The sequence below is a fragment of the Streptomyces sp. NPDC049627 genome, assembly GCF_044465645.1.
Lineage (GTDB): Bacteria > Actinomycetota > Actinomycetes > Streptomycetales > Streptomycetaceae > Streptomyces.
Map to the genome: position 1 here is coordinate 422,373 of NZ_JBITLW010000004.1, position 19,070 is coordinate 441,442.

Annotated in this window: 17 protein-coding genes; 10 read left to right on the forward strand and 7 right to left on the reverse strand. The window is 70.3% G+C overall.

Annotated features, from left to right (window positions below):
- Window positions 1-194: 194 nt before the first annotated feature.
- On the forward strand, window positions 195-662 hold the full coding sequence (locus ACIBU0_RS13670; protein WP_398816459.1) for a DUF6174 domain-containing protein: 468 nt from the start codon (window positions 195-197) through the stop codon (window positions 660-662).
- Between the two features lie 30 nt (window positions 663-692).
- On the opposite strand, the gene ACIBU0_RS13675 is transcribed toward ACIBU0_RS13670, so the two are convergent.
- The gene (locus ACIBU0_RS13675) at window positions 693-1,556 is read right to left on the reverse strand and encodes a winged helix-turn-helix transcriptional regulator (RefSeq protein WP_398816462.1); all 864 of its coding nucleotides are present in this window, start codon (window positions 1,554-1,556) and stop codon (window positions 693-695) included.
- Window positions 1,557-1,648: 92 nt separating this feature from the next.
- Here ACIBU0_RS13675 and eno point away from each other — a divergent pair, with 92 nt between their 5' ends.
- Window positions 1,649-2,932: a phosphopyruvate hydratase gene (gene eno, locus ACIBU0_RS13680; protein ID WP_398816465.1), complete on the forward strand. Its 1,284-nt coding sequence runs from the start codon at window positions 1,649-1,651 to the stop codon at window positions 2,930-2,932.
- A gap of 45 nt (window positions 2,933-2,977) precedes the next feature.
- Here the strand turns inward: eno and ACIBU0_RS13685 are convergent, their stop codons facing one another.
- Window positions 2,978-3,265, reverse strand: coding sequence for a hypothetical protein (locus ACIBU0_RS13685; protein ID WP_398816468.1), 288 nt, complete (start codon window positions 3,263-3,265; stop codon window positions 2,978-2,980).
- A 308-nt stretch (window positions 3,266-3,573) separates the two neighbouring features.
- Here ACIBU0_RS13685 and ACIBU0_RS13690 point away from each other — a divergent pair, with 308 nt between their 5' ends.
- Entirely contained in the window at window positions 3,574-5,247 is a 1,674-nt protein-coding gene (locus ACIBU0_RS13690; protein WP_398816471.1) for an allantoin permease, read from the forward strand.
- Window positions 5,248-5,327: 80 nt separating this feature from the next.
- Here ACIBU0_RS13690 and ACIBU0_RS13695 read toward each other — a convergent pair whose 3' ends face one another.
- From ACIBU0_RS13695 to ACIBU0_RS13710, 4 genes are all read right to left on the reverse strand, one after another.
- Window positions 5,328-5,969, reverse strand: a complete 642-nt coding sequence (locus ACIBU0_RS13695) for a superoxide dismutase (protein WP_398816474.1) — start codon at window positions 5,967-5,969, stop codon at window positions 5,328-5,330.
- A 380-nt stretch (window positions 5,970-6,349) separates the two neighbouring features.
- Window positions 6,350-7,123: a DUF1775 domain-containing protein gene (locus ACIBU0_RS13700; protein ID WP_398816477.1), complete on the reverse strand. Its 774-nt coding sequence runs from the start codon at window positions 7,121-7,123 to the stop codon at window positions 6,350-6,352.
- A gap of 177 nt (window positions 7,124-7,300) precedes the next feature.
- Window positions 7,301-7,963, reverse strand: coding sequence for a hypothetical protein (locus tag ACIBU0_RS13705; protein WP_398816480.1), 663 nt, complete (start codon window positions 7,961-7,963; stop codon window positions 7,301-7,303).
- 162 nt (window positions 7,964-8,125) lie between these two features.
- Entirely contained in the window at window positions 8,126-8,839 is a 714-nt protein-coding gene (locus ACIBU0_RS13710; RefSeq protein ID WP_398816923.1) for a TauD/TfdA family dioxygenase, read from the reverse strand.
- Window positions 8,840-9,332: 493 nt separating this feature from the next.
- On the opposite strand from ACIBU0_RS13710, the gene ACIBU0_RS13715 reads away from it, so the two are divergent.
- The 7 genes from ACIBU0_RS13715 (at window position 9,333) to ACIBU0_RS13745 (ending at window position 17,875) form a co-directional block, all read left to right on the forward strand.
- On the forward strand, window positions 9,333-10,355 hold the full coding sequence (locus ACIBU0_RS13715) for an AraC family transcriptional regulator (protein ID WP_398816483.1): 1,023 nt from the start codon (window positions 9,333-9,335) through the stop codon (window positions 10,353-10,355).
- A gap of 348 nt (window positions 10,356-10,703) precedes the next feature.
- Entirely contained in the window at window positions 10,704-11,756 is a 1,053-nt protein-coding gene (locus ACIBU0_RS13720) for a 3-keto-5-aminohexanoate cleavage protein (protein WP_398816485.1), read from the forward strand.
- A gap of 64 nt (window positions 11,757-11,820) precedes the next feature.
- On the forward strand, window positions 11,821-12,795 hold the full coding sequence (locus ACIBU0_RS13725; RefSeq protein WP_398816489.1) for a quinone oxidoreductase family protein: 975 nt from the start codon (window positions 11,821-11,823) through the stop codon (window positions 12,793-12,795).
- Between the two features lie 81 nt (window positions 12,796-12,876).
- A complete protein-coding gene (locus ACIBU0_RS13730) occupies window positions 12,877-13,791 on the forward strand; it encodes a TauD/TfdA dioxygenase family protein (RefSeq protein WP_398816492.1) in 915 nt (304 codons plus the stop codon).
- Between the two features lie 41 nt (window positions 13,792-13,832).
- The gene (locus ACIBU0_RS13735; RefSeq protein ID WP_398816495.1) at window positions 13,833-15,197 is read left to right on the forward strand and encodes an MFS transporter; all 1,365 of its coding nucleotides are present in this window, start codon (window positions 13,833-13,835) and stop codon (window positions 15,195-15,197) included.
- A complete protein-coding gene (locus tag ACIBU0_RS13740; protein WP_398816498.1) occupies window positions 15,194-15,808 on the forward strand; it encodes an RBBP9/YdeN family alpha/beta hydrolase in 615 nt (204 codons plus the stop codon). Before ACIBU0_RS13735 ends, ACIBU0_RS13740 begins: the two co-directional genes overlap by 4 nt.
- A gap of 30 nt (window positions 15,809-15,838) precedes the next feature.
- Window positions 15,839-17,875, forward strand: a complete 2,037-nt coding sequence (locus tag ACIBU0_RS13745; protein WP_398816500.1) for an acetoacetate--CoA ligase — start codon at window positions 15,839-15,841, stop codon at window positions 17,873-17,875.
- 133 nt (window positions 17,876-18,008) lie between these two features.
- Here ACIBU0_RS13745 and ACIBU0_RS13750 read toward each other — a convergent pair whose 3' ends face one another.
- Window positions 18,009-18,482 (reverse strand): hypothetical protein, encoded by a 474-nt coding sequence (locus ACIBU0_RS13750; protein ID WP_398816503.1) that lies wholly within the window; start codon window positions 18,480-18,482, stop codon window positions 18,009-18,011.
- Between the last annotated feature and the right edge of the window lie 588 nt (window positions 18,483-19,070).

Here is a 19,070-nt window from a genome sequence, read left to right on the forward strand (position 1 = left end):
CTTCCCTTCTGGTGTCTTCCCTGGTGGGGCGGGTGATGCCACTGTTGCGAAAGGGCAGTTAGGGCCCGTACAGGGCTGATCAAGCGCACGAGAAGGGCTCGTCCAAAACACGGAGCGTGGTCGGCCGGGCTCCGCCGAACGTTCCCCGGGCGACCGGCGTCATAGCGGTAGTCGTCGTCGAAGGGGCTGCCGCCATGACCTCCGCCGTATCTCTCACCCGCCGTGCCGTGAGCCGGGCCGTACTGATCGGAGGGCTGCTCGGCGCGGTCGCCGCCTGCGGCAACGGCACCCAGAGCGCGCGGACCCAGAGCCGGGTCCCGTGGCAGGAACCCGCGTCGTACACGTACACGCTCCGATCGAGCGAAGGGGAGCGGGCGTTGCTCGGCGCCTTCCGGATCACGGTCCGCGACGGCGCCGTGGTCAAGGCGGAGGGACTCGACGACAGCGGCCGGCGCCTGGTCGAGGACATGCCCGACGCGGTGCCGACGATCGGGCAACTCCTGGGCGAGCTCGAACAGGCACGGCGGGACGACGCGGACACCGCCGAGGCGCAGTACGCGGCCGACGGGCATCCGGTGAGCATCTCCCTGGACTGGGAGAAGAACGCGATCGACGACGAGGCCCGCTACGACATCAGCGCCTATGAGCCGGGCGACCGCTAGGTGAGTCCGCGGGGTCCCCTGTCACCCCGCTCACGCCGCCCGCGCGCACCGCGCCGCCACGCGCAGGCTCTCGTCGACCGCGTGCGGGATGTCGACGACCGGGAACACCGCGTGCCGTACGGTCCGTTCGGCGTCGACGACCAGGATCAGCCGCTTGTGGCGCAGCCGGCCCGCGCCACGGAAGGCCGGCAACCGCAGGGCGGCGGCCAGCTGGTGGGCGGCGTCGGAGAGGAGCGGGTACGGGATCTCCTCGGTTCGGGCGAACTCCGCTTGTTCGTGGGTGAGTTGGGTGCTGACTCCGCGCACCTCCACGTCTGCACGGCGGAAGTCGGGCCAGGCGTCCCGGAAGAGCCGGTTCTCCAGCGTGCAGCCGGCGGCGCCGGGGATGGGGCCCCATTCGATCCCGGTGCCGGGGTAGGTGAACAGCACGGTGGCGGCGGCGTCCGGCGGGACGACGGGGAGATCCCCGCCCTGGGTGCCGGGCAGTTCGAGGCCGTCCGGTACTGGGGTGCCCACCAGGGCGTGGACGCGGGCGTGTTCGGCGCCGTCCGCCTCCGCGGTCGCGGTGAGGCCTCCGTCGCCCAGCACCCACCGGTCGCCCCAGTCCTGCATGGCGACCAGCAAGGGCAGCAGTGCGGCCCCGGCGTCGGTGAGGACGTACTCGTAGCGCACCGGGCGTCGCTGGTAGAGGCTGCGCCGCAGGACCCCGGACGCGACGAGCCGGCCGAGCCGCTCGGTGAGGACCTTGCGGGACAGGCCGATCTCGGCGGCCAGCGCGTCGAAGCGGACATGGCCGCGGGCGACCTCCCGCAGCACCAGTACGTTCCACCAGTCCCCCAGGACCAGGGCGGCCTGGGCGATGCCGCAGGTCTCGTCGGCGTTGTGCATCCTCATGCACCCATAGTAGGTTCCCTTTCGGGACTCACTTTGTTCCTACGGGGAACTTACGCCCGCCGCCGCGCGGGCCCAACGCGAGGAGAGACACCGTGACCGCCATCAGCCGGGTCGTCGCACGGGAGATCATCGACAGCCGGGGCAATCCGACCGTCGAGGTCGACGTGGAACTCAAGGACGGATCGCTCGGCCGCGCCGCCGTCCCGTCCGGTGCCTCGACGGGCGCCCGCGAGGCGGTGGAACTGCGCGACGGGGATCCGACCCGCTTCCACGGCAAGGGAGTTCGGCGCGCGGTCGACGCGGTGAACGAGAGCATCGCGGACGCCGTGATCGGCCTCGACGCCGAGGACCAGGCGACCGTGGACCACGCCATGATCGAGCTGGACGGCACGGACACCAAGGCGCGGCTCGGCGCCAACGCCCTGCTCGGTGTCTCCCTGGCCACCGCCAAGGCCGCCGCGGCCGCCCACCGCCTGCCGCTGTACCGCTACGTCGGCGGAGTCGACGCCCGCCTGCTGCCGGTGCCGATGATGAACATCGTCAACGGCGGCGCGCACGCCGACAACCCGCTGGACTTCCAGGAGTTCATGATCGCCCCCATCGGCGCGGCCACCTTCGCCGAAGCCGTCCGCATGGGCTCGGAGGTCTTCCACACCCTGCGCGGCAACCTGATCACGGCCGGCCATGGCGTGAACGTCGGCGACGAGGGCGGCTTCGCACCCGACCTGCGCACCGCCGACGAGGCCCTGGACTTCGTCGTCCGGGCCATCGAGCAGAGCGGCTACAAGCCGGGCACCGACATCACCCTCGTCATGGACCCGGCCACGTCGGAGTTCTTCCGCGACGGGGTCTACGACTACGCGGGCGAGGGCGTCCGCCGGACTCCCGCCGAACACGCCGACTACCTCGCCACGCTCGTCGACCGCTACCCGGTCGCCTCGATCGAGGACCCGATGGCCGAGGACGACCACGACGGCTGGCGCGACCTGACCGCCCGCCTCGGCGAGCGCTGCCAGCTCACCGGTGACGACGTCTTCTGCACCAACGAGACGCTGCTGCGCGCCGGGATCCGGGACGGCATCGCCAACTCGATCCTGGTGAAGGTCAACCAGATCGGCACCCTCACGGAGACCCTGGCCACCGTCGCCACCGCGCACCGGGCCGGCTACACCGTCGTGATGTCCCACCGCTCCGGCGAGACCGAGGACACCACCATCGCCGACCTCGCCGTCGCCACCGGCTGCGGCCAGATCAAGACCGGCTCACTGTCCCGCGCCGACCGCACCGCCAAGTACAACCAACTCGTCCGTATCGAGGAAGAGCTGGGCGCACAGGCGCGGTACGCGGGCGCGCAGGCTCTGGGGCTGCGCCGCTGATCCCGGCGCCCTTCGTCCCGGCGCCCGGCAACCAGGGGGCTCGGCCTAGAAGGCGCCGTTGTTGCAGCCCATACCCGAGCCCAGGTGGGTGTCGTCCTGGCCACCCGAGTTGCCCTCGCCGCCGAGCGCGTTGCCCAGCGCGCCGTTGAGCACGCCGACCTGGCCGAGGACGTCGACATTGAGGTCGTGCGACTTGCAGCTGGAGCTCTGCAGGACGCTCACCTTGTCCCCGTCCTTGCCGCCGAGGCCCTGAGCGGTGGCCGTGCCGGTGCCGAGGAGTCCGACGCCGCCAAGGGCGACGACCAGGACGGCAGCCTTGCGAAGCTTGTGCATGTCATCTCCGATGGAGTGAGGTGGATGCGATCCGTGAGGGATCAGCTGCGTGCAGTGAAAAGAGATTAAAAGGAAAAATCCCAATATATTCTCACGGCACGCCGATGCTCGCGATCTCGTGACGGCCAACCGGGCCTGCACCAACGCCCACTGAGTCGCCGTCAGACAGCCGGACCCGCTGCCGCCCGGATCGATTCCACCGGAAACACTTCCTTCATACGGGAAGTATTTAGGTGTAACGACTTCTGCCTACCGTCCCTCCTCATGGCCACGACTGCAGTCCCCCACCCGCAGCAAGGAGGCGAGGCGTGAGCATCGAGCCACGGCTGGCAGAAGTCACCGAGCCGGAACCGGCGCAGAAGGCGGCACGCGGTACAGATCAGGCGGTCAAGGAGACCCTGGAGGACTACACCCTCCGCTTCGCGCCCCGCAGTTACCGACGCTGGACACCGATGGTCGTGGCCACCACGGCACTCGGCGGCATCGCCTACATGGCGGACTTCTCCATCGGCGCCGGCATCGGCCTGGCCCACGGCACCGGCAACGCGCTCGTGGCGATCGCGGTCGCCGCCGTCGTCATCTTCATCACGGGCTTCCCGCTGGCGTACTACGGCGCCCGCTACAACATCGACCTCGACCTGATCACCCGCGGCTCCGGCTTCGGCTACTACGGCTCCGTCCTCACCAGCGTCATCTTCGCCAGCTTCACCTTCATCTTCTTCGCCCTCGAAGGCTCGATCATGGCCCAGGGCCTGAAGCTCGGCCTCGGAATGCCGCTGTGGCTGGGCTACTTGGTGTCCACGCTGATGGTGATCCCGCTGGTCGTCTACGGCATGAAGGCCCTGAGCAAGCTCCAGGTGTGGACCACCCCGGTCTGGCTGCTGCTGATGGTCGCCCCGCTGGTCTACCTGATCTCCACCGACCCCGGCACGGTCGACCGCTTCCTCGCCTACGCCGGCACCGACGGCGACGGCGGCGTCAACACCGCCTCCGTGCTGCTGGGCGCGGGCGTGTGCCTGTCGTTGATCGCGCAGATCGGCGAGCAGATCGACTATCTGCGCTTCATGCCGCCCAAGACCGAGGCGAACAGGCGCACTTGGTGGACCGCGGTGGTCATGGCCGGCCCCGGCTGGGTGGTGCTCGGCGCGCTGAAGCAGGCCATCGGTGTCTTCCTCGCCGTCTACATCCTCGCCGAGGTCGGCCCGGCCGCCGCTCCCGAGCCGATCCAGCAGTTCCGCGGCGCCTTCGACGCGATGATGCCGTCCTGGATGGTCGTCCCGCTGGCCGTGGCCCTCGTCGTGATCAGCCAGATCAAGATCAACGTGACCAACGCCTACTCCGGCTCCCTCGCCTGGACGAACTCCTTCACCCGGGTCACCGGGCGCTACCCCGGCCGCATGGTCTTCGTCCTGGTCAACCTGGCCTTCGCGCTGGCCCTGATGGAAGCCGACATGTTCAGCTTCCTCAACGGCATCCTGGGCTTCTACTCGAACTGCGCCATCGCCTGGGTCGTCACCGTCGCCACCGACATCGGCATCAACAAGTACGTGCTGAAGCTGTCTCCGCTCCAGCCGGAGTTCCGCCGAGGCATGCTCTACGCGGTCAACCCGGTCGGTGTCGTGGCCTTCGTCGCCGCCTCCGGTCTGTCGATCGCGATGTACTTCCACCTGCTGGGCGACACCGTGCAGCCGTATTCCCCGGTCGCCGCGGCCGTGATCGCGTTCGTCCTCACCCCGCTCATGGCCGTCGTCACCAAGGGCAAGTACTACCTGCGCCGCACCGACGACGGCATCGACGAGCCGCTGCTGGACGCCGAGGGCAACCCGAGTGCGACGACGTACGACTGCCATGTCTGCCATCAGCCCTATGAGCGCCCTGACCTGACGGCCTGTCGGACCCACGACGCCGTCGTCTGTTCGCTCTGCCTGAGCACGGACAAGGTCGGCGACCACGTACTGCCGGCCGCGCCCGCCCACCCCTGACGCCCGGTCCGCTCCCCCCGGACCCCGAAGGGCTCCCCCACGTCACCTCCGCGGGGGAGCCCTTCGTCGCGGTCACCGCGTCAGGGCGCGAGCAGCAGGCTGTCGCCGCGCTCCTTGGCGGCGGCGTAGCGCCTCGCGACGTCCTGCCAGTTGACGACCTGCCACATGGCCTCGATGAAGTCGACCTTCTGGTTGCGGTACTGCAGGTAGAAGGCGTGCTCCCAGGCGTCGAAGACCAGGATCGGGGTCGAGCCCTGGCCGACGTTGCCCTGGTGGTCGTAGACCTGCTCGACGATCAGTCGACCGCTCAGCGGCTCGTACGCCAGCACGCCCCAGCCCGAACCCTGGGTGGTGGCCGACGCCTTGGACAGCTGCGCCTTGAAGTGGGCGAAGGACCCGAAGGACTCGGCGATCGCGTCCGCCAGCTCGCCCACACCGTCCTTCTCCAGCGGCTCGCCGCCGCCGTCACCGGTCATGTTGTGCCAGTAGATCGAGTGCAGGATGTGGCCGGAAAGGTGGAAGGCCAGGTTCTTCTCCAGCCCGTTAATCGAGCCCCACGACTCCTTGTCCCGCGCCTCGGCGAGCTGTTCCAGCGTGTCGTTCGCGCCCTTCACGTAGGCCGCGTGGTGCTTGTCGTGGTGCAGCTCGATGATCTCCGGGCTGATGACCGGGGCGAGCGCCGCGTAGTCGTACGGAAGTTCCGGGAGCGTGTAAACCGCCATGTCCAACGTCCTCCGACGTTATTGCGAATGATGTGCAGCTGCACGCTAACAGCAAGAGCGGCGTCTTTTCGATCAGGCGTTGGACCTAGGACCCCGCGCAGAGGGCGCCGACCGCGGCGGCGAGGGTGCCCAGCAGGAGGCGGAAGTCCTCTCGTGCAAGCGGGGTTGAAGGCGAGCGCCGCGCCCAGGTAACCGCCCGTCAGGCCGCCCACTCCGCAGGCCAGTCCGAGGCGCTCTCCCCAGCCCCAGTGCGCGGCGTCCGGTGACCGCCTCCAGCCGCTGCCGCCGGGGCGGGCGATGTCGAGGATCTGCGCACCGTCGTAGGCGACGATGAGAACCCGCCGCCGGTCGTGCACGCCTCACCCGCCCCGCACTCCGCCTCAGGCATCCCGGCTTCGGCGGCTCCTGAACCACCACACGCCGCCGCCGAGGGCAAGCACGGCCACACCGATGCCGACGGGCACGGCCGGCGGCATGCCGTCATCCTCTTGCGCGCTGTCCGCGACAGGCTGCGCCGACGACTGGGGTGACGACGGGGATGACGCCCCGGTCGTCGGCTCGCCCGTGCCGTTGCCCGACGAGGGGGTGGTGCCGGCGGGTTCCGCGGTGGGGCTGGGGCTCACGGGCTTCGCGCCTGGTGCGGCCGGCTTCAACTCCAGGCGCGGCGCGGGATGGCCGTGCCCGTGGCCGTCGTCCTCGGCCTCTTCCTCCAGTTCGATCCAGCGGTCGACCTGGCCGTCGCTGTAGGTCTGCAACGTCTTGAAGACCAGTTCCTCGGCATCGGGCAACTGCCGTACGGTCACGACGTACTCGGCGTCCTCGCCCACAGCGAGCTTCGGCCCGGAGACGGTGTAGCCCCGGTCGCTGGTGGCGAACTTCCACCCCTGCGGGCCTTTCTTGTACGTGATGTCCTGCGGGGTGAGGCCCTTGGGGAGGATCACCTCCAGCTTGCTGATCCCGGCGGAGGCGGACTCCGACTCCGCGGTGAAGGTCAGTGCGACGTTCCGGTCGAGGGCGCGGGCGCCCTCCGCCTCGACCTCGGCGTGGGCCGAGGCCGGTCCCGCGGCGACGACGGTGGCCGCCAGAGCGAGTGCCGTGAGCGCGCCGAGCCGGCACAGGCTGCGTACGGGGACGGAGCGGGTGGAGCTGTGCATGACGGGTTCCCCCTGGTTGCGGTCTGGTGTCCCTCGCGGGCTCCGGAGAACCACGTGAGGGCATGCGAGGTACGGCCACTGCGGCCGGTGAGGTGAGGAAGCGGTCGTAGGCACGTTCAGACGCGCGCCCACGACTGCCCCGAGGCGGAACGGACCGCATCGGGGCACCGGCTGTCGTCAGGCGACAGTGGTCGCCAGGGGCGGGCCCCGTGAGGTGATCGAGTGGGTGAGAAGGAGCCGGCGCGGTGACCGGTCGTCGTGGCGGCGGCGTACCCGGATACGCGGGCGGTGCGGCGGGGCGGGCAGGTCGAGCGGCAGCCCCAGCGGTGTGGCCAGCCATCCGGCCACGGCCCGCAGGATGCGGAAGGCGGCGCGTTCCCCGTACGCGAGCCAGAGGCCACACAGCAGCGCGGCCAGCAGGTGGGCGGCGACCATGCCGGCCGACGACGTACCGCCTGTCACATGTCCGCCGTGGTCCAGGTGCCGCAAGCTCAGGTGACCGAGGTCCGTGGAATCCATGTGCATCGGGGGCATGGTGTGGCTCATGGAGCCCATGCCCGTAGACGCCTGCGCCTGACCCACGGCTTCCTGCGGCACGAGTGAGAAGGCAAGGTGCAGAGCTGTCTGCAGGGCGACCACCACGGACACGATCAGCGCAGGTCCGCGCTCACGCCCGGCCAGACACCAGCCCACGACTCCCGTCGTGGCAGCTCCGCCGACCAGAGTCCCCGCGGGGACATGGCTGCCGGACATCATGACGTGGGCCACGGCGGCGAGCGCCACGCAGACGGCCGCGAACACCGCGGCCCGCGACGCGCGAGAACACCACCCGGCAGTCATGGCGCCTCATCCTTGCATCCGGAGGCCGATCGTCGTGGGTGGTACGGAAGGTGCCCCCGGGCAGCACTCAGCTCCGAGGCCGTGATCCATGCCACACAGTGCGTGTGGCGGCACAGAGCCGAAGGCCAGGAGCCCTTCGCGGCAGGCCCGTCGGTGTGGGTCTCACGGACCGGTGACCACGATCCGGGGCCGGATCACGTCACGAGGGGCGACCCCCGCGCGGGCGTCGTCGGTACGGGGGCGGTGCGGCCGGGCCAGCCACAGCCGCAGCAGGTGGCGCTTGAGTTCGGGCCGGTCGTGGTCCTCGAACTCCGCTCGCGCGTGCATGATCGTGTGGGTGTTGAGCAGCAGCAGGTCGCCGGCCCGTAGGTCGATGTCGAGCCGGAACTCCGGCGAGCCCGCCACGTCGTCGATGAGGTCGAACAGCTCCACGTCGGCGGGTTCCAGACGCGGCACCTGGGGGAAGCGCTGGGCGGATTCCAGGTAGCAGCGGTTGTAGCGCATGCTCAGTGCGCCGCCTTTCCGGACGGCGAGCGGGGCGGCGGCGTACGGCGGCTCCCCGGGAGCGTGCTCCTCGCGGCGGTCGAAGAAGTACGTGCGGTACAGCCGCTCGGCCAGATCGGGGCGGCGGGCCAGCACCGCGTCGTGGACCGCCGCCGAGCTGACCAGGGAGGTGCGGCCCCCGGTGCGAGGCCCGCGCAGGGACAGCAGCGCGAGCAGATCGGCCCCGTCGGTGTGGAACGGCAGCGCGGCCCGGGTCCGGTAGCCGCGCGCCGCCGGATCGGCCAGGCTGCGGCCGGTGTCCCTGACATGGCCGAGCAGGTGCCCGTCCGCGTTCTGCGGGACGGGCCGCCCAGGTACTGACCGAGGCCCCAGAGGACCGTACGCGCAGCCGGCTCGCCCAACTCCTCGACCTCGATGCCCTTGACGAGCACGAACCCCCGCCCGTGCTCCAGCTCCTCGGCGATGCGTCCCAGCTCATGGGCGAGCGTGGGCAGCGGGAAGTCGGCGGCTGTCAGCTTCAGCAGGGTGCGGTCGCGCCTGCGCGCCTGAGTCACGGCGGAGTCGATCTCGGCCGGCTGGTGCGGCGAGAGCCGTACGATCCATTCCTCGGGGTCGTTCGCCAGATGCCCGCCACGCCACACCGAGGGCCCCGAACAGGGCGCGTGCGACGCCTCACCTGCGTCCGTCATACCGGTCATGTGCGCCTCCGTACCATCAGGAGTTCACCGGCCCGGAGCTGTCGCCACGTGTGGTCCGGGCCGGTGAACGGCGCCATGCTAGGTTGCGCATCCCCGCCTCGCTTGTCCTGGCGTGACATGTGATTTGTCTTTTCGGGACACTGCCGGGGCAGTCCTGGAGTGTGCCCATGAAACCCCTGGTCCGCACCGCAGCCCTCAGCGGCTATGTCGAGCTGTGCCGCACGCTCGGCATCGACCCGCAGGCGCTGATGAAGCGCGTGGGCCTGGACACCGCCGCCCTCGCGGTCCAGGACCGGTGGATCTCCGGCGCGGCCGCCGTCCAGTTGCTGGAACTGTCGGCGACCGCCTCGGGGCACGACGACTTCGGCTTGCTGATGGCGGAGTTCCGGCGCTTCGCCAACCTCGGCCCCGTCAGTCTGGTCGTCCGCGAGGAACCCGACGTGCGGAGCGCGCTGGGGCTGCTGATCCGTCATCAGCACATGTACAACGAGGTCCTGCACGCCCGGCTGTCCGAGGGCGACGGGCTGGCCACGCTGAAGGTCGACCTGCAGATCGGCGAGGCGATGGAAGCCCGGCAGGCCACGGAGCTCGCTGTCGCCGCCTTCCACCGGATCCTGCGCGGCTTCCTGGGCGCCCGGTGGCAGCCGCTCTCCGTCTGGTTCAGGCACCCCGCCCCCGCGGACACCGCGACGCACCAGCGCGCGTTCGGGCCCATGGTGGGGTTCGGCCGCGAGTTCGACGGCATCGTCTTCTACTCCGACGACCTCGACGCACCCAACGCGATGGCGGACCCGCTGCTGCGGGAGTACGCCCGCCAGTACTTCGAGTCGATCGTGGTCCCCAAGGACGCCACCGTCGCGGACCGGGTGCGGGAGCTGATCGAGGTCCTGCTGCCCAGCGGGCGCTGCTCGATCGAACAGGTGGCGCGCAGCCTGGGCGTCGACCGGCGCACCGTCCACCGCCAGCTGGCCTCCTCGGGCGAGACGTTCTCCTCGCTCCTCAACGCCACCCGCATGCACCTCGCGGAGCAGTTCGTCGCGAACCCTCGGCGCTCACTGACGGAGATCTCCGACCTGCTCGGCTTCTCCTCGCTGAGCGCGTTCTCGCGCTGGTTCAGCGAGCGGTTCGGGTGCAGCCCGAGGGCGTGGCGCACCAGGCAAAGCCAGCAGAAACTCCCAGGTCAGGACTGATATCCGAGGCGGGACGCAGCCGCCCACGATCATGCCCACGCGCTCGGTCGCGGCCCTGATGTCCCCAAATGGCAAGTCATCCGTCCCCGAGGGTCAAGCGATCACCGATCGCTCGCCCTACCTTGGCAGGACCGCAGAGACGCGGTCGACCGCCGGAGGAGTCCGTGAACTCCCCCTGTGCACCTCTCCTCCGGACCTGGTCGATCGTACCGGGGCCGTCCTGAGGCCCTGTCGCCCGGTTTCCCGCATCGATCCTCGCCGGACCTCTCGGCCCCTCGCATCGCCCCTCGCACGTCTCACGCGGCGATGCCCCGGCGGGTGATCACCGATCGCACGAAGGAGACGACCGTGCACTTCCACGACGACTCACTTTTCCCGGAGAACCAGGAGAAGCTGGTGATCCAGGCCGCTCCCTACGGGCCGGAGTGGCTGCCCGGGGACGCAGACGACCTTCCCCTGACGATGGACGAGCACGTCCAGGCGGCCGTCGACTGCTACAACGCCGGCGCGACCGTGCTCCACATCCATGTACGTGAGCTCGACGGCAGGGGCTCCAAGCGGATGTCCATGTTCAACGAACTGCTGGGCCGGCTGCGCGAGGCGGTGCCGGACATGGTGCTGCAGATCGGCGGCTCGATCTCGTTCGCCCCGGAGGACGAGGGCAGCGAGGCGAAGTGGCTGAGCTACGACACCCGCCACCTGCTGGCCGACCTCACCCCCGCACCGGACCAGGTGACGATCGCGATCAACACCAGCCAGATGAACATCGTCGAGATCATGACCGACGACGACCTGGAGGGCACCTCGATCGCGAAGCCCGAGTACTACAAGGCCTACCGCGACATGGTCGTCGAGGCGGGCCCCGCGTTCTATCTGGAGCACCTGAAGCGGCTGCACGCGAACGGCATCCAGCCGCACTTCCAGCTCGCCACGCTGGCCCAGCTCGAAACCGTGGAACGGCTCATCAGGGCCGGCATTCACACGGGTCCGCTGATCCTCAACTACGTGGCCATCGGCGGCGGTTTCGCGGGCCGTCACCCCGCCGACCTGATCGAGTTCGTCCGCCGCACCCCGGACGGCGCCGTCCTCACCATCGAGAGCTCCATGCGCGCCGTCGCGCCGATGAACGCGATCGGCATCGCGCTCGGCGTCCACGTGCGCGTGGGCAACGAGGACAACCTCTGGCGGCGCAAGGGCGAGCGCATGACCACCGTCGAGCAGATCGAACAGATGGTGCAGATCTCCGAGGCCCTCGGCCGCGACATCGCGACCGGCGCCGAGGCCAAGAAGATCTACAAGCTCGGCGAGTACTACTCCGACGCCGACGAGACGCTGGCCCGCCTCGGCATGGTGCCGAACCGCCGTCCCGGCCGGCGCGGCTTCATGCTGCGCGACGCCTGATCGCGGCACGGAAGCACCGGCGCCCTCTCCCTGCCCCACCTCTCACGAACAACGGAGCACGTCCATGGCGTACGCCATTCGCTTCAAGGAGACCGGCGGTCCCGACGTCCTGCGCCGGGAAGAGGTCGTCGTCGGCGACCCCGGCCCGGGGGAGGTACGGATCCGGCACGAAGCCGTCGGACTCAACTTCGCCGACACCTACTTCCGCAGCGGCCTGTATCCCGCGCAGCTGCCCGCCGGGCTGGGTGTCGAGGCCGCGGGTGTGGTCGAGGCGGTGGGCGAGGGCGTCACCCACGTCGCCGAGGGCGACCGGGTCACGTACACCGGAAGCCCGCTCGGCGCCTACAGCACGGAACGGGTCATGCCCGCCGACTCGCTGATCCGGCTGCCGGACGGCATCGGCTTCGAGACCGCCGCCGCGATGACCATGCGCGGCCTCACCTCCGCGTACCTGCTGCGCAGGATCCACCCGCTGAAAGCCGGTGACACGATCCTGCTGACCGCGGCGGCGGGCGGCGTAGGCCTCATCGTCTGCCAGTGGGCCAAGCTGCTCGGCCTGACCGTCATCGGCACCGTCTCCACCGAGGAGAAGGCCGAGGCCGCCCGCGCGCACGGCTGCGACCACGTCATCCACCACCGGCGTGAGAACGTGGCCGAGCGGGTGCGCGAACTGACCGACGGCGCCGGAGTCCCGGTCGCCTTCGACAGCGTCGGCCGGACCACCTACGCCACCTCGCTCGCCTCGCTCCGGCGCCGCGGTCTGCTCGTCTGCTTCGGTACGGCCTCCGGGCCCGTGCCTCCCATCGACGCCATGCAACTGGCCGTCAGCGGCTCCCTGTTCGTCACCCGGCCGGCGCTCGCCGACTACATCGCCGAACCGGCGGAGCGGGCGGAGCTGGCGGGCGAGCTGTTCGACCACGTCGCCTCCGGCCGCATCGTCATCGAGGTCAACCAGCGCTACGCGCTCGAGGACGCCGTAAGGGCGCACCGCGAGCTGGAGTCGGGACGGACCACGGGGTCGTCCGTCTTCGTCCTCTGAGCCCTCTGAGATTTCTGAGCCTCTGAGACTTCTGAGCCCTCTGCGGGATCACGCCCACCACCCTCTCCTGGAGGAAGCACGATGGAGAAGACTCTCGCTTCGCCGCAGGGCGCGCCCACGCTGGTGCGCGCCCACTCCCGCGGCTCGATCAAGGTCGAACCGCTGACCTGCACCATCGGCGCCGAACTCCTCGGCGTGAACCTCGGCGACGCCTCGCGCGACGACGAGCTGTTCGCCGAGATCAAGGCCCTGCTCCTGAAGTACAAGGTCCTGTTCCTGCGGGACCAGGACATCACGCGCGCCGAGCACGTCGCCTTCGCCGAGCGTTTCGGCCCGCTGGAGGACCACCCGGTGGCCGGCAGCGACCCGGACCACCCCGGCCTGGTGCGGATCTACAAGGACCTGGACAGCCCGGCCGAGCACTACGAGAACGCGCTCCACACCGACGGCACCTGGCGCGGGAACCCCTCCATGGGCGCCGTACTGCGCTGCATCGAGTCGCCCCCGGTGGGCGGCGACACGATCTGGGTCAACATGGCCGAGGCCCACCGCCGGCTGCCGGAGCACATCAGGACCCAGATCCAGGACCTGCGGGCCCGCCACAGCATCGAGGCCACCTTCGGCGCCGTCATGCCGCAGGAGAAGCGTCACGCGCTCCGGGCGCAGTTCCCCGACGCGGAGCACCCCGTCGTGCGCACCCACCCCGAGACCGGCGAACAGATCCTCTTCGTCAACGCCTTCACCACGCACTTCGTCAACTACCACACGCCCGGGAACGTGCGCTTCGGGCAGGACTACGCCCCCGGTGCGGGCCTCCTGCTGAACTACCTGATCAGCCAGGCCGCGGTTCCCGAGTACCAGGTGCGCTGGCGCTGGACACCCAACAGCGTCGCCATCTGGGACAACCGCTCCACCCAGCACTACGCCGTCCAGGACTACTGGCCCGCCGTCCGCAAGATGGAGCGCGCCGGGATCGTCGGCGACAGACCGTTCTGACCCTTCCCTCTTTTCCTTCCACAGCAGTCGAGGTGATGACAATGGGGTTTCTCACCACTGCGGAACCCGCCCCGGGCAGAACCGCATCCGGTTCCCCGGAGTGGCCCGGCTCCCGGCGCTACGCCTGGGTCGTCTTTGCACTGAGTTTCGGACTCCTGCTCTCGGACTACATGTCCCGGCAGGTCCTCAACGCCGTCTTCCCGATGCTGAAGGCCGACTGGCTGCTCTCGGACGCCCGACTGGGCTCCCTCAGCGGCATCGTGGCGCTGATGGTCGGTCTGCTCACCTTCCCCCTCTCGCTGCTGGCCGACCGCTGGGGCAGGGTGAGGTTCCTGGTCGTCGCGGCGACGCTGTGGAGCCTGGCGACGCTGGGCTGCGCGGTCGCGGCGAGCTACGGCCAGATGTTCGTCGGCCGCCTCTGCGTCGGCGTCGGTGAGGCCGCGTACGGCAGTGTCGGCATCGCCGTGGTCCTCAGCGTCTTCCCGCGTGCCCTGCGGGCGACGCTGTCGGGGGCCTTCATCGCCGGCGGCGCCTTCGGCTCGGTCCTGGGCATGTCCATCGGCGGTGCCGTGGCCCAGGCGTACGGCTGGCGCTGGGCGTTCGGCGTGATGGGCGTCTTCGGCCTGGTGCTCGCGGGCGTCTACGCCGCCGTGGTCACGGAGAAGCGGCTGACCCCGGGGAAGGACCCGGCCGGGGATCCGTCCGAGAACGAGTCCGGCGGCGCCGACGGGCGCGACCGTCTCCGCGTCCTCCTCCCGCGGCTGTTCTCCTCCGTCTCGGTGGTCAGCGCCTACATCGGCAGCGGTCTCCAGCTGTTCATCGCGGGCGCCCTGATCGCCTGGCTGCCCAGCTACTTCAACCGCTACTACGACATGCCCACCGCGAAGGCGGGAGCGACCGCGGGACTCTTCGCCCTGGTCATCGGAGTCGGCATGATCGTCGGCGGAATCGCCTCGGACCGGATCAGCCGACGCGCCCCGATCCACAAGTGGACCGTCGCCATCAGCTGCAGCGTGGGCTCCCTCGTCCTGCTGATGACCGCGTTCCGCCTGCCGGCCGGCCCGGCGCAGCTGCTGGTGCTGGCCTTCGGCGCCCTGCTGTGCGCCGGAACGGCCGGACCGGGAGCCGCGATGGTGGCGAACCTGACCCCCGCGGCCATCGCCGCGACGGCCTTCGCCACGCTCACGCTGGCCCAGAGCCTGCTCGGACTGGCCCCGGGCCCCGCGGTCACCGGCGCGCTCGCCGACCGGCTCGGTCTGCTCGGCGCGCTCCAACTCGTCCCGCTGGTGGCGATCGCGGCCACCGGATGCTTCCTGACCGGCCGCCGCCACTACGACCGCGATCTGCGCCGTCTGACCGGACTCGCCCCGGTCGCAGAGCCGAAGGAATCGGAGGTGTCACCATGAGCCGTACCACCGAGATGAGCCGTACCGGCGAGATGAGCGGTAGGACCGAGCCGGCGGTCGTGATCGTGCCCGGCCTGCGCGACCACGTCGAGGAACACTGGCAGACCCGGCTGGGGGCCCGGCTCGCCGAGGCCGGACGCACGGTCCGCACCGTTCCCCCGCTGACGCAGGACCGGCTGAGCCGCAGGGCCCAGGTCGCCTCCCTGGACAAGGTGATCTCGGAGATCGCCGGGCCGGTCGTGCTGGTCGCCCACAGCGCCGGAGTGATCACCACCGTCCACTGGGCCCAAGGGCACGAGGCCCAGGTGCGGGGGGCGCTGCTGGTGACCCCGCCGGACTTCGAGAAGCCGCTGCCGGAGGGCTACCCCACCCCCGAGGTGCTCGACGCCCACGGCTGGACACCGGTACCCCGCTCCCCGCTGCCCTTCCCCAGCATCGTCGCGGCCAGCTCGAACGACCCTCTGGGCCCCCTCGACCGCGTCGCCGAGCTGACCCGGAACTGGGCCGGCCGCCTGGTGGAACTCGGCGAGGTCGGCCACCTCAACCCCGCCGCCGGTTACGGCCCTTGGCCGGACGCCGAAGAACTGCTCCGCGAGCTCGAACAGAGCTGATCCCCCGTGCGGCCCCCGCGAAAGGCAACGATGGACACCGAGACCGACACCGACACCCACACAGACCTGCTGTGGTCTCCCGGTCGCCGCGAGTTGGAGGACTCCAACGTCGCGTGCTTCCTGGATTGGGTGAGCGAGACGCGGGGGCTGCACTTCTCCGACTACGCCGCACTGTGGCGCTGGAGCTCCACGGACCTGCCCGGCTTCTGGTCGGCGGTGTGGGAGTTCTACGGGCTGGATTCGGTCACCCGGTACGACGAGGTGCTGCGCGATGCGTCGATGCCAGGCGCCGTCTGGTTTCCCGGCGCCCGGCTGAACTTCGCCGAGCGGTGCCTCGCCCAGGCCACGGACGCCCGCCCGGCGCTGATCGCCGTGGCCGAGGGCGGCACCCCCGTGGAGACCTCGTGGCAGGAACTGCACCGCCAGGTCGCGGATGTCGCCGCGGCCCTGCGCCGCATGGGCGTGGGACCCGGCGACTGCGTGGCCGCCTGTCTTCCCAACCTTCCGCAGACCGTGGTCGCCCTGCTGGCCACCGCCGCCGTCGGCGCCGTATGGACGGTGTGCTCCCCGGACTTCGGCACGCCCAGCGTGCTCGCCCGGCTCCAGCAGGCACGGCCGGCCGTCCTCGTGGCCGCGGACGGATACCGCTACGGCGGCAAGACGTACGACAGGCGCGCGGAGGTCGCCGAGCTCGCGGACGGACTGCCCACGCTCCGTCACATCCTCGCGGTCGACAACCTCTTCACGGCCCCGACCGAGCCCTGGTCGGCACGCCCCGGCCTCGAACAGCACGCATGGTCCGCCCTGCCGGCCGCCGAAGCACCACTGGAGTTCGCCGACGTACCCTTCGACCACCCGTTGTGGATCCTGTGGTCATCGGGGACCACCGGGATACCCAAGGGAATCGTCCAAGGTCACGGCGGCATCGTGGTCGAACTGCTCAAGGCACTCGGCCTGGGCGCGGACCTGCGCCCCGACGACCGCTACCTCTTCCTCACGTCCACGAGCTGGATGGTCTGGAACTTCCTCGTCGGCGGCCTGCTGCACGGCAGCACGATCATCCTGTACGACGGCAGCCCCACCTTTCCGGACATCAACGGGGCCTGGCGGATCGCCGAACGGACCGGTGCCACCATGGTCGGCGTGGGCGCGGCCTACCTCACGGCCGTCGAGAAGTCCGGCACGCACCCTGCCGCCGAGCTCGACCTCGGGCGAGTGCGCTCCATCCTCCAGACCGGATCGTCCCTGCCGCCCAGCACCTGGCGGTGGGTCTGCGAACGGCTCGCCCCCGGCATCTGGCTGCAGTCGATCTGCGGCGGCACCGACGTCTGCTCGGTTCTCGCGGGCGGGTCCGCCCTGCTGCCCGTACACGTGGGCCGGATCCAGTGCCCCGCCCTCGGCGTCGCGCTGGCCTCCTGGGACCCCTGCGGGCACCCTCTGACGGGTGAACAGGGCGAGCTGGTGGTGACCGCGCCGCTGCCGTCCATGCCCCTCCACTTCGTCGGCGACCCCGACCACACCCGCTACCGGGCCGCCTACTTCGACGTCTACCCCGGCATCTGGCGGCACGGCGACTGGGTCACGATCGACGCGGACCTCTCGGTCGTCGTCGCCGGCCGCTCCGATTCCACCCTCAACCGCATGGGCGTACGGATGGGCTCCGCCGACATCTACGCCGTCGTGGAACAGCTCCCCGGCGTCGCGGACAGCCTCGTCATCGGCGTGGAACAGCCGGACGGCGGCTACTTCATGCCGCTCTTCGTCGTGACGGCCCACGGCACCGCACTCGACGACGGACTGCGCGAGCGAATCACCACGGCCCTCAAACGCCACCTGTCCCCGCGCCATGTGCCCGACGTGATCGTGCAGATCCCCGCCGTCCCGCGCACGCTCACCGGCAAGAAGCTCGAAGTACCCGTCAAGCGCATCCTGCAGGGTTCCCGCGTCACCGACGTCAGCAGCGCAGGATCGGTGACGCACTCCGAGATGCTCGCCTGGTTCGCGGACTTCACCGCGGCCGCCGACGGCGGCGATGCGCGCCGCCGGTACGGTCAGCGGCCCTTCTGAGCAGGCTCCAGAATCGCCACGCACTCCACGTGATGCGTCATCGGAAAGGCGTTGAGTTTGAGCCATTCCAGGAAAAGTGCAGGTCAGATGCTACTTCGAGGGCGAAATCCAGCCTTCCGGAGCCCTTCATGCGTCATACGTGCGTCACCGCCACGACGATGTCCTGTGCTCCTATTGGCCCGTCGGCGACTTCCCTGGTGAGCCTCCGCCGATCAAGCGGCACGGAAACGTAGGCATCCATGCCCGCTGTGGCCCGAGGGTGGGGGGCAGCCGTCTCAAGATCGCCGTGCAGGCGCAGCAGTGCATGGTCGTCGCCGCCCAGGCAGTCGGTGAACGGAAGGGTGTGGGACAGCAGGCGGGCGAAATCGGCGCAGGCCGCCCAGACGTCCACCTTGTCGAGGGCGAGCCAGACGTGCAGCGTGCCGTCCTGAACCGTCAGCTCGACGTCAATGCGGGTGCCGACTGCCTCGGCGGCTTCGCCGCACCACGTCAGGGTCTCGCCCAGCGCGCCGAGGTGAACGGGAAGCGGGCGGAAGACGTCCTGACGCATGTCATCGCGGGCCGTGACGCCGGTGGCCGGGGCCTGGTCGCGCCACCAGTCCTGCACGATGTCTCGGACGGAGGCGGCCTGCGGCCCGCTGCTCAGCGCTCGCCGTACGGCGTCCGTCGCGTTTCGCCGGACTACGCTCGCGGCGTCGGGTCCGGGGCCTGTCCCTCCGGGCAGGACAGTGGCTCGCGAAGGGCTGGCCGGGCGCCGGCAGATCAGCCGCCGCGGCCCAGTGTCCCTGTCGGCGACGTACTTCCTGGGCGGAGCTGACGGAACCGCAGTAAAGCCACCTTATAGGGCGCCCCTATAAGGAACATCGGCATTGCGTCTTGGACGCGCTGCCCGGCCCGCTGCTGCAATCGGCCCTATGACGAACCCAGAACCACCGCATCACCCTCATCCCCGGTGACGGCATCGGGACCGCGGGACCGAGGTCCTGCCGCCCGCCCGGTTCCTGCCGTTCGGCCGCGCCTACTGCAAGGCGAAGGAGAGGTCGTTCCGAGCCGATACCCACGGCGGTGACACTGCGCAGACTTCCGCCACGTGATCGTGGGAAGTCCCCGCCGCCCTGGCGGGTCGGCTCGCTCGCCCCCTTGCCGCACCCCACGAACACGCCCGCCTGAACATGCTCCGAGAGAAGGCCCGGCC

What these genes read in the sequence shown, in the direction of transcription:
- ACIBU0_RS13740 (WP_398816498.1), top strand. Translation starts at nt 15,194, where the DNA reads ATGAGCCGTACCACCGAGATGAGCCGTACCGGCGAGATGAGCGGTAGG.
- ACIBU0_RS13705 (WP_398816480.1), bottom strand. Translation starts at nt 7,963, where the DNA reads ATGACTGCCGGGTGGTGTTCTCGCGCGTCGCGGGCCGCGGTGTTCGCG.
- ACIBU0_RS13685 (WP_398816468.1), bottom strand. Translation starts at nt 3,265, where the DNA reads ATGCACAAGCTTCGCAAGGCTGCCGTCCTGGTCGTCGCCCTTGGCGGC.
- ACIBU0_RS13715 (WP_398816483.1), top strand. Translation starts at nt 9,333, where the DNA reads ATGAAACCCCTGGTCCGCACCGCAGCCCTCAGCGGCTATGTCGAGCTG.
- ACIBU0_RS13695 (WP_398816474.1), bottom strand. Translation starts at nt 5,969, where the DNA reads ATGGCGGTTTACACGCTCCCGGAACTTCCGTACGACTACGCGGCGCTC.
- ACIBU0_RS13670 (WP_398816459.1), top strand. Translation starts at nt 195, where the DNA reads ATGACCTCCGCCGTATCTCTCACCCGCCGTGCCGTGAGCCGGGCCGTA.
- ACIBU0_RS13735 (WP_398816495.1), top strand. Translation starts at nt 13,833, where the DNA reads ATGGGGTTTCTCACCACTGCGGAACCCGCCCCGGGCAGAACCGCATCC.
- ACIBU0_RS13700 (WP_398816477.1), bottom strand. Translation starts at nt 7,123, where the DNA reads ATGCACAGCTCCACCCGCTCCGTCCCCGTACGCAGCCTGTGCCGGCTC.
- ACIBU0_RS13730 (WP_398816492.1), top strand. Translation starts at nt 12,877, where the DNA reads ATGGAGAAGACTCTCGCTTCGCCGCAGGGCGCGCCCACGCTGGTGCGC.
- ACIBU0_RS13725 (WP_398816489.1), top strand. Translation starts at nt 11,821, where the DNA reads ATGGCGTACGCCATTCGCTTCAAGGAGACCGGCGGTCCCGACGTCCTG.
- ACIBU0_RS13675 (WP_398816462.1), bottom strand. Translation starts at nt 1,556, where the DNA reads ATGAGGATGCACAACGCCGACGAGACCTGCGGCATCGCCCAGGCCGCC.
- ACIBU0_RS13745 (WP_398816500.1), top strand. Translation starts at nt 15,839, where the DNA reads ATGGACACCGAGACCGACACCGACACCCACACAGACCTGCTGTGGTCT.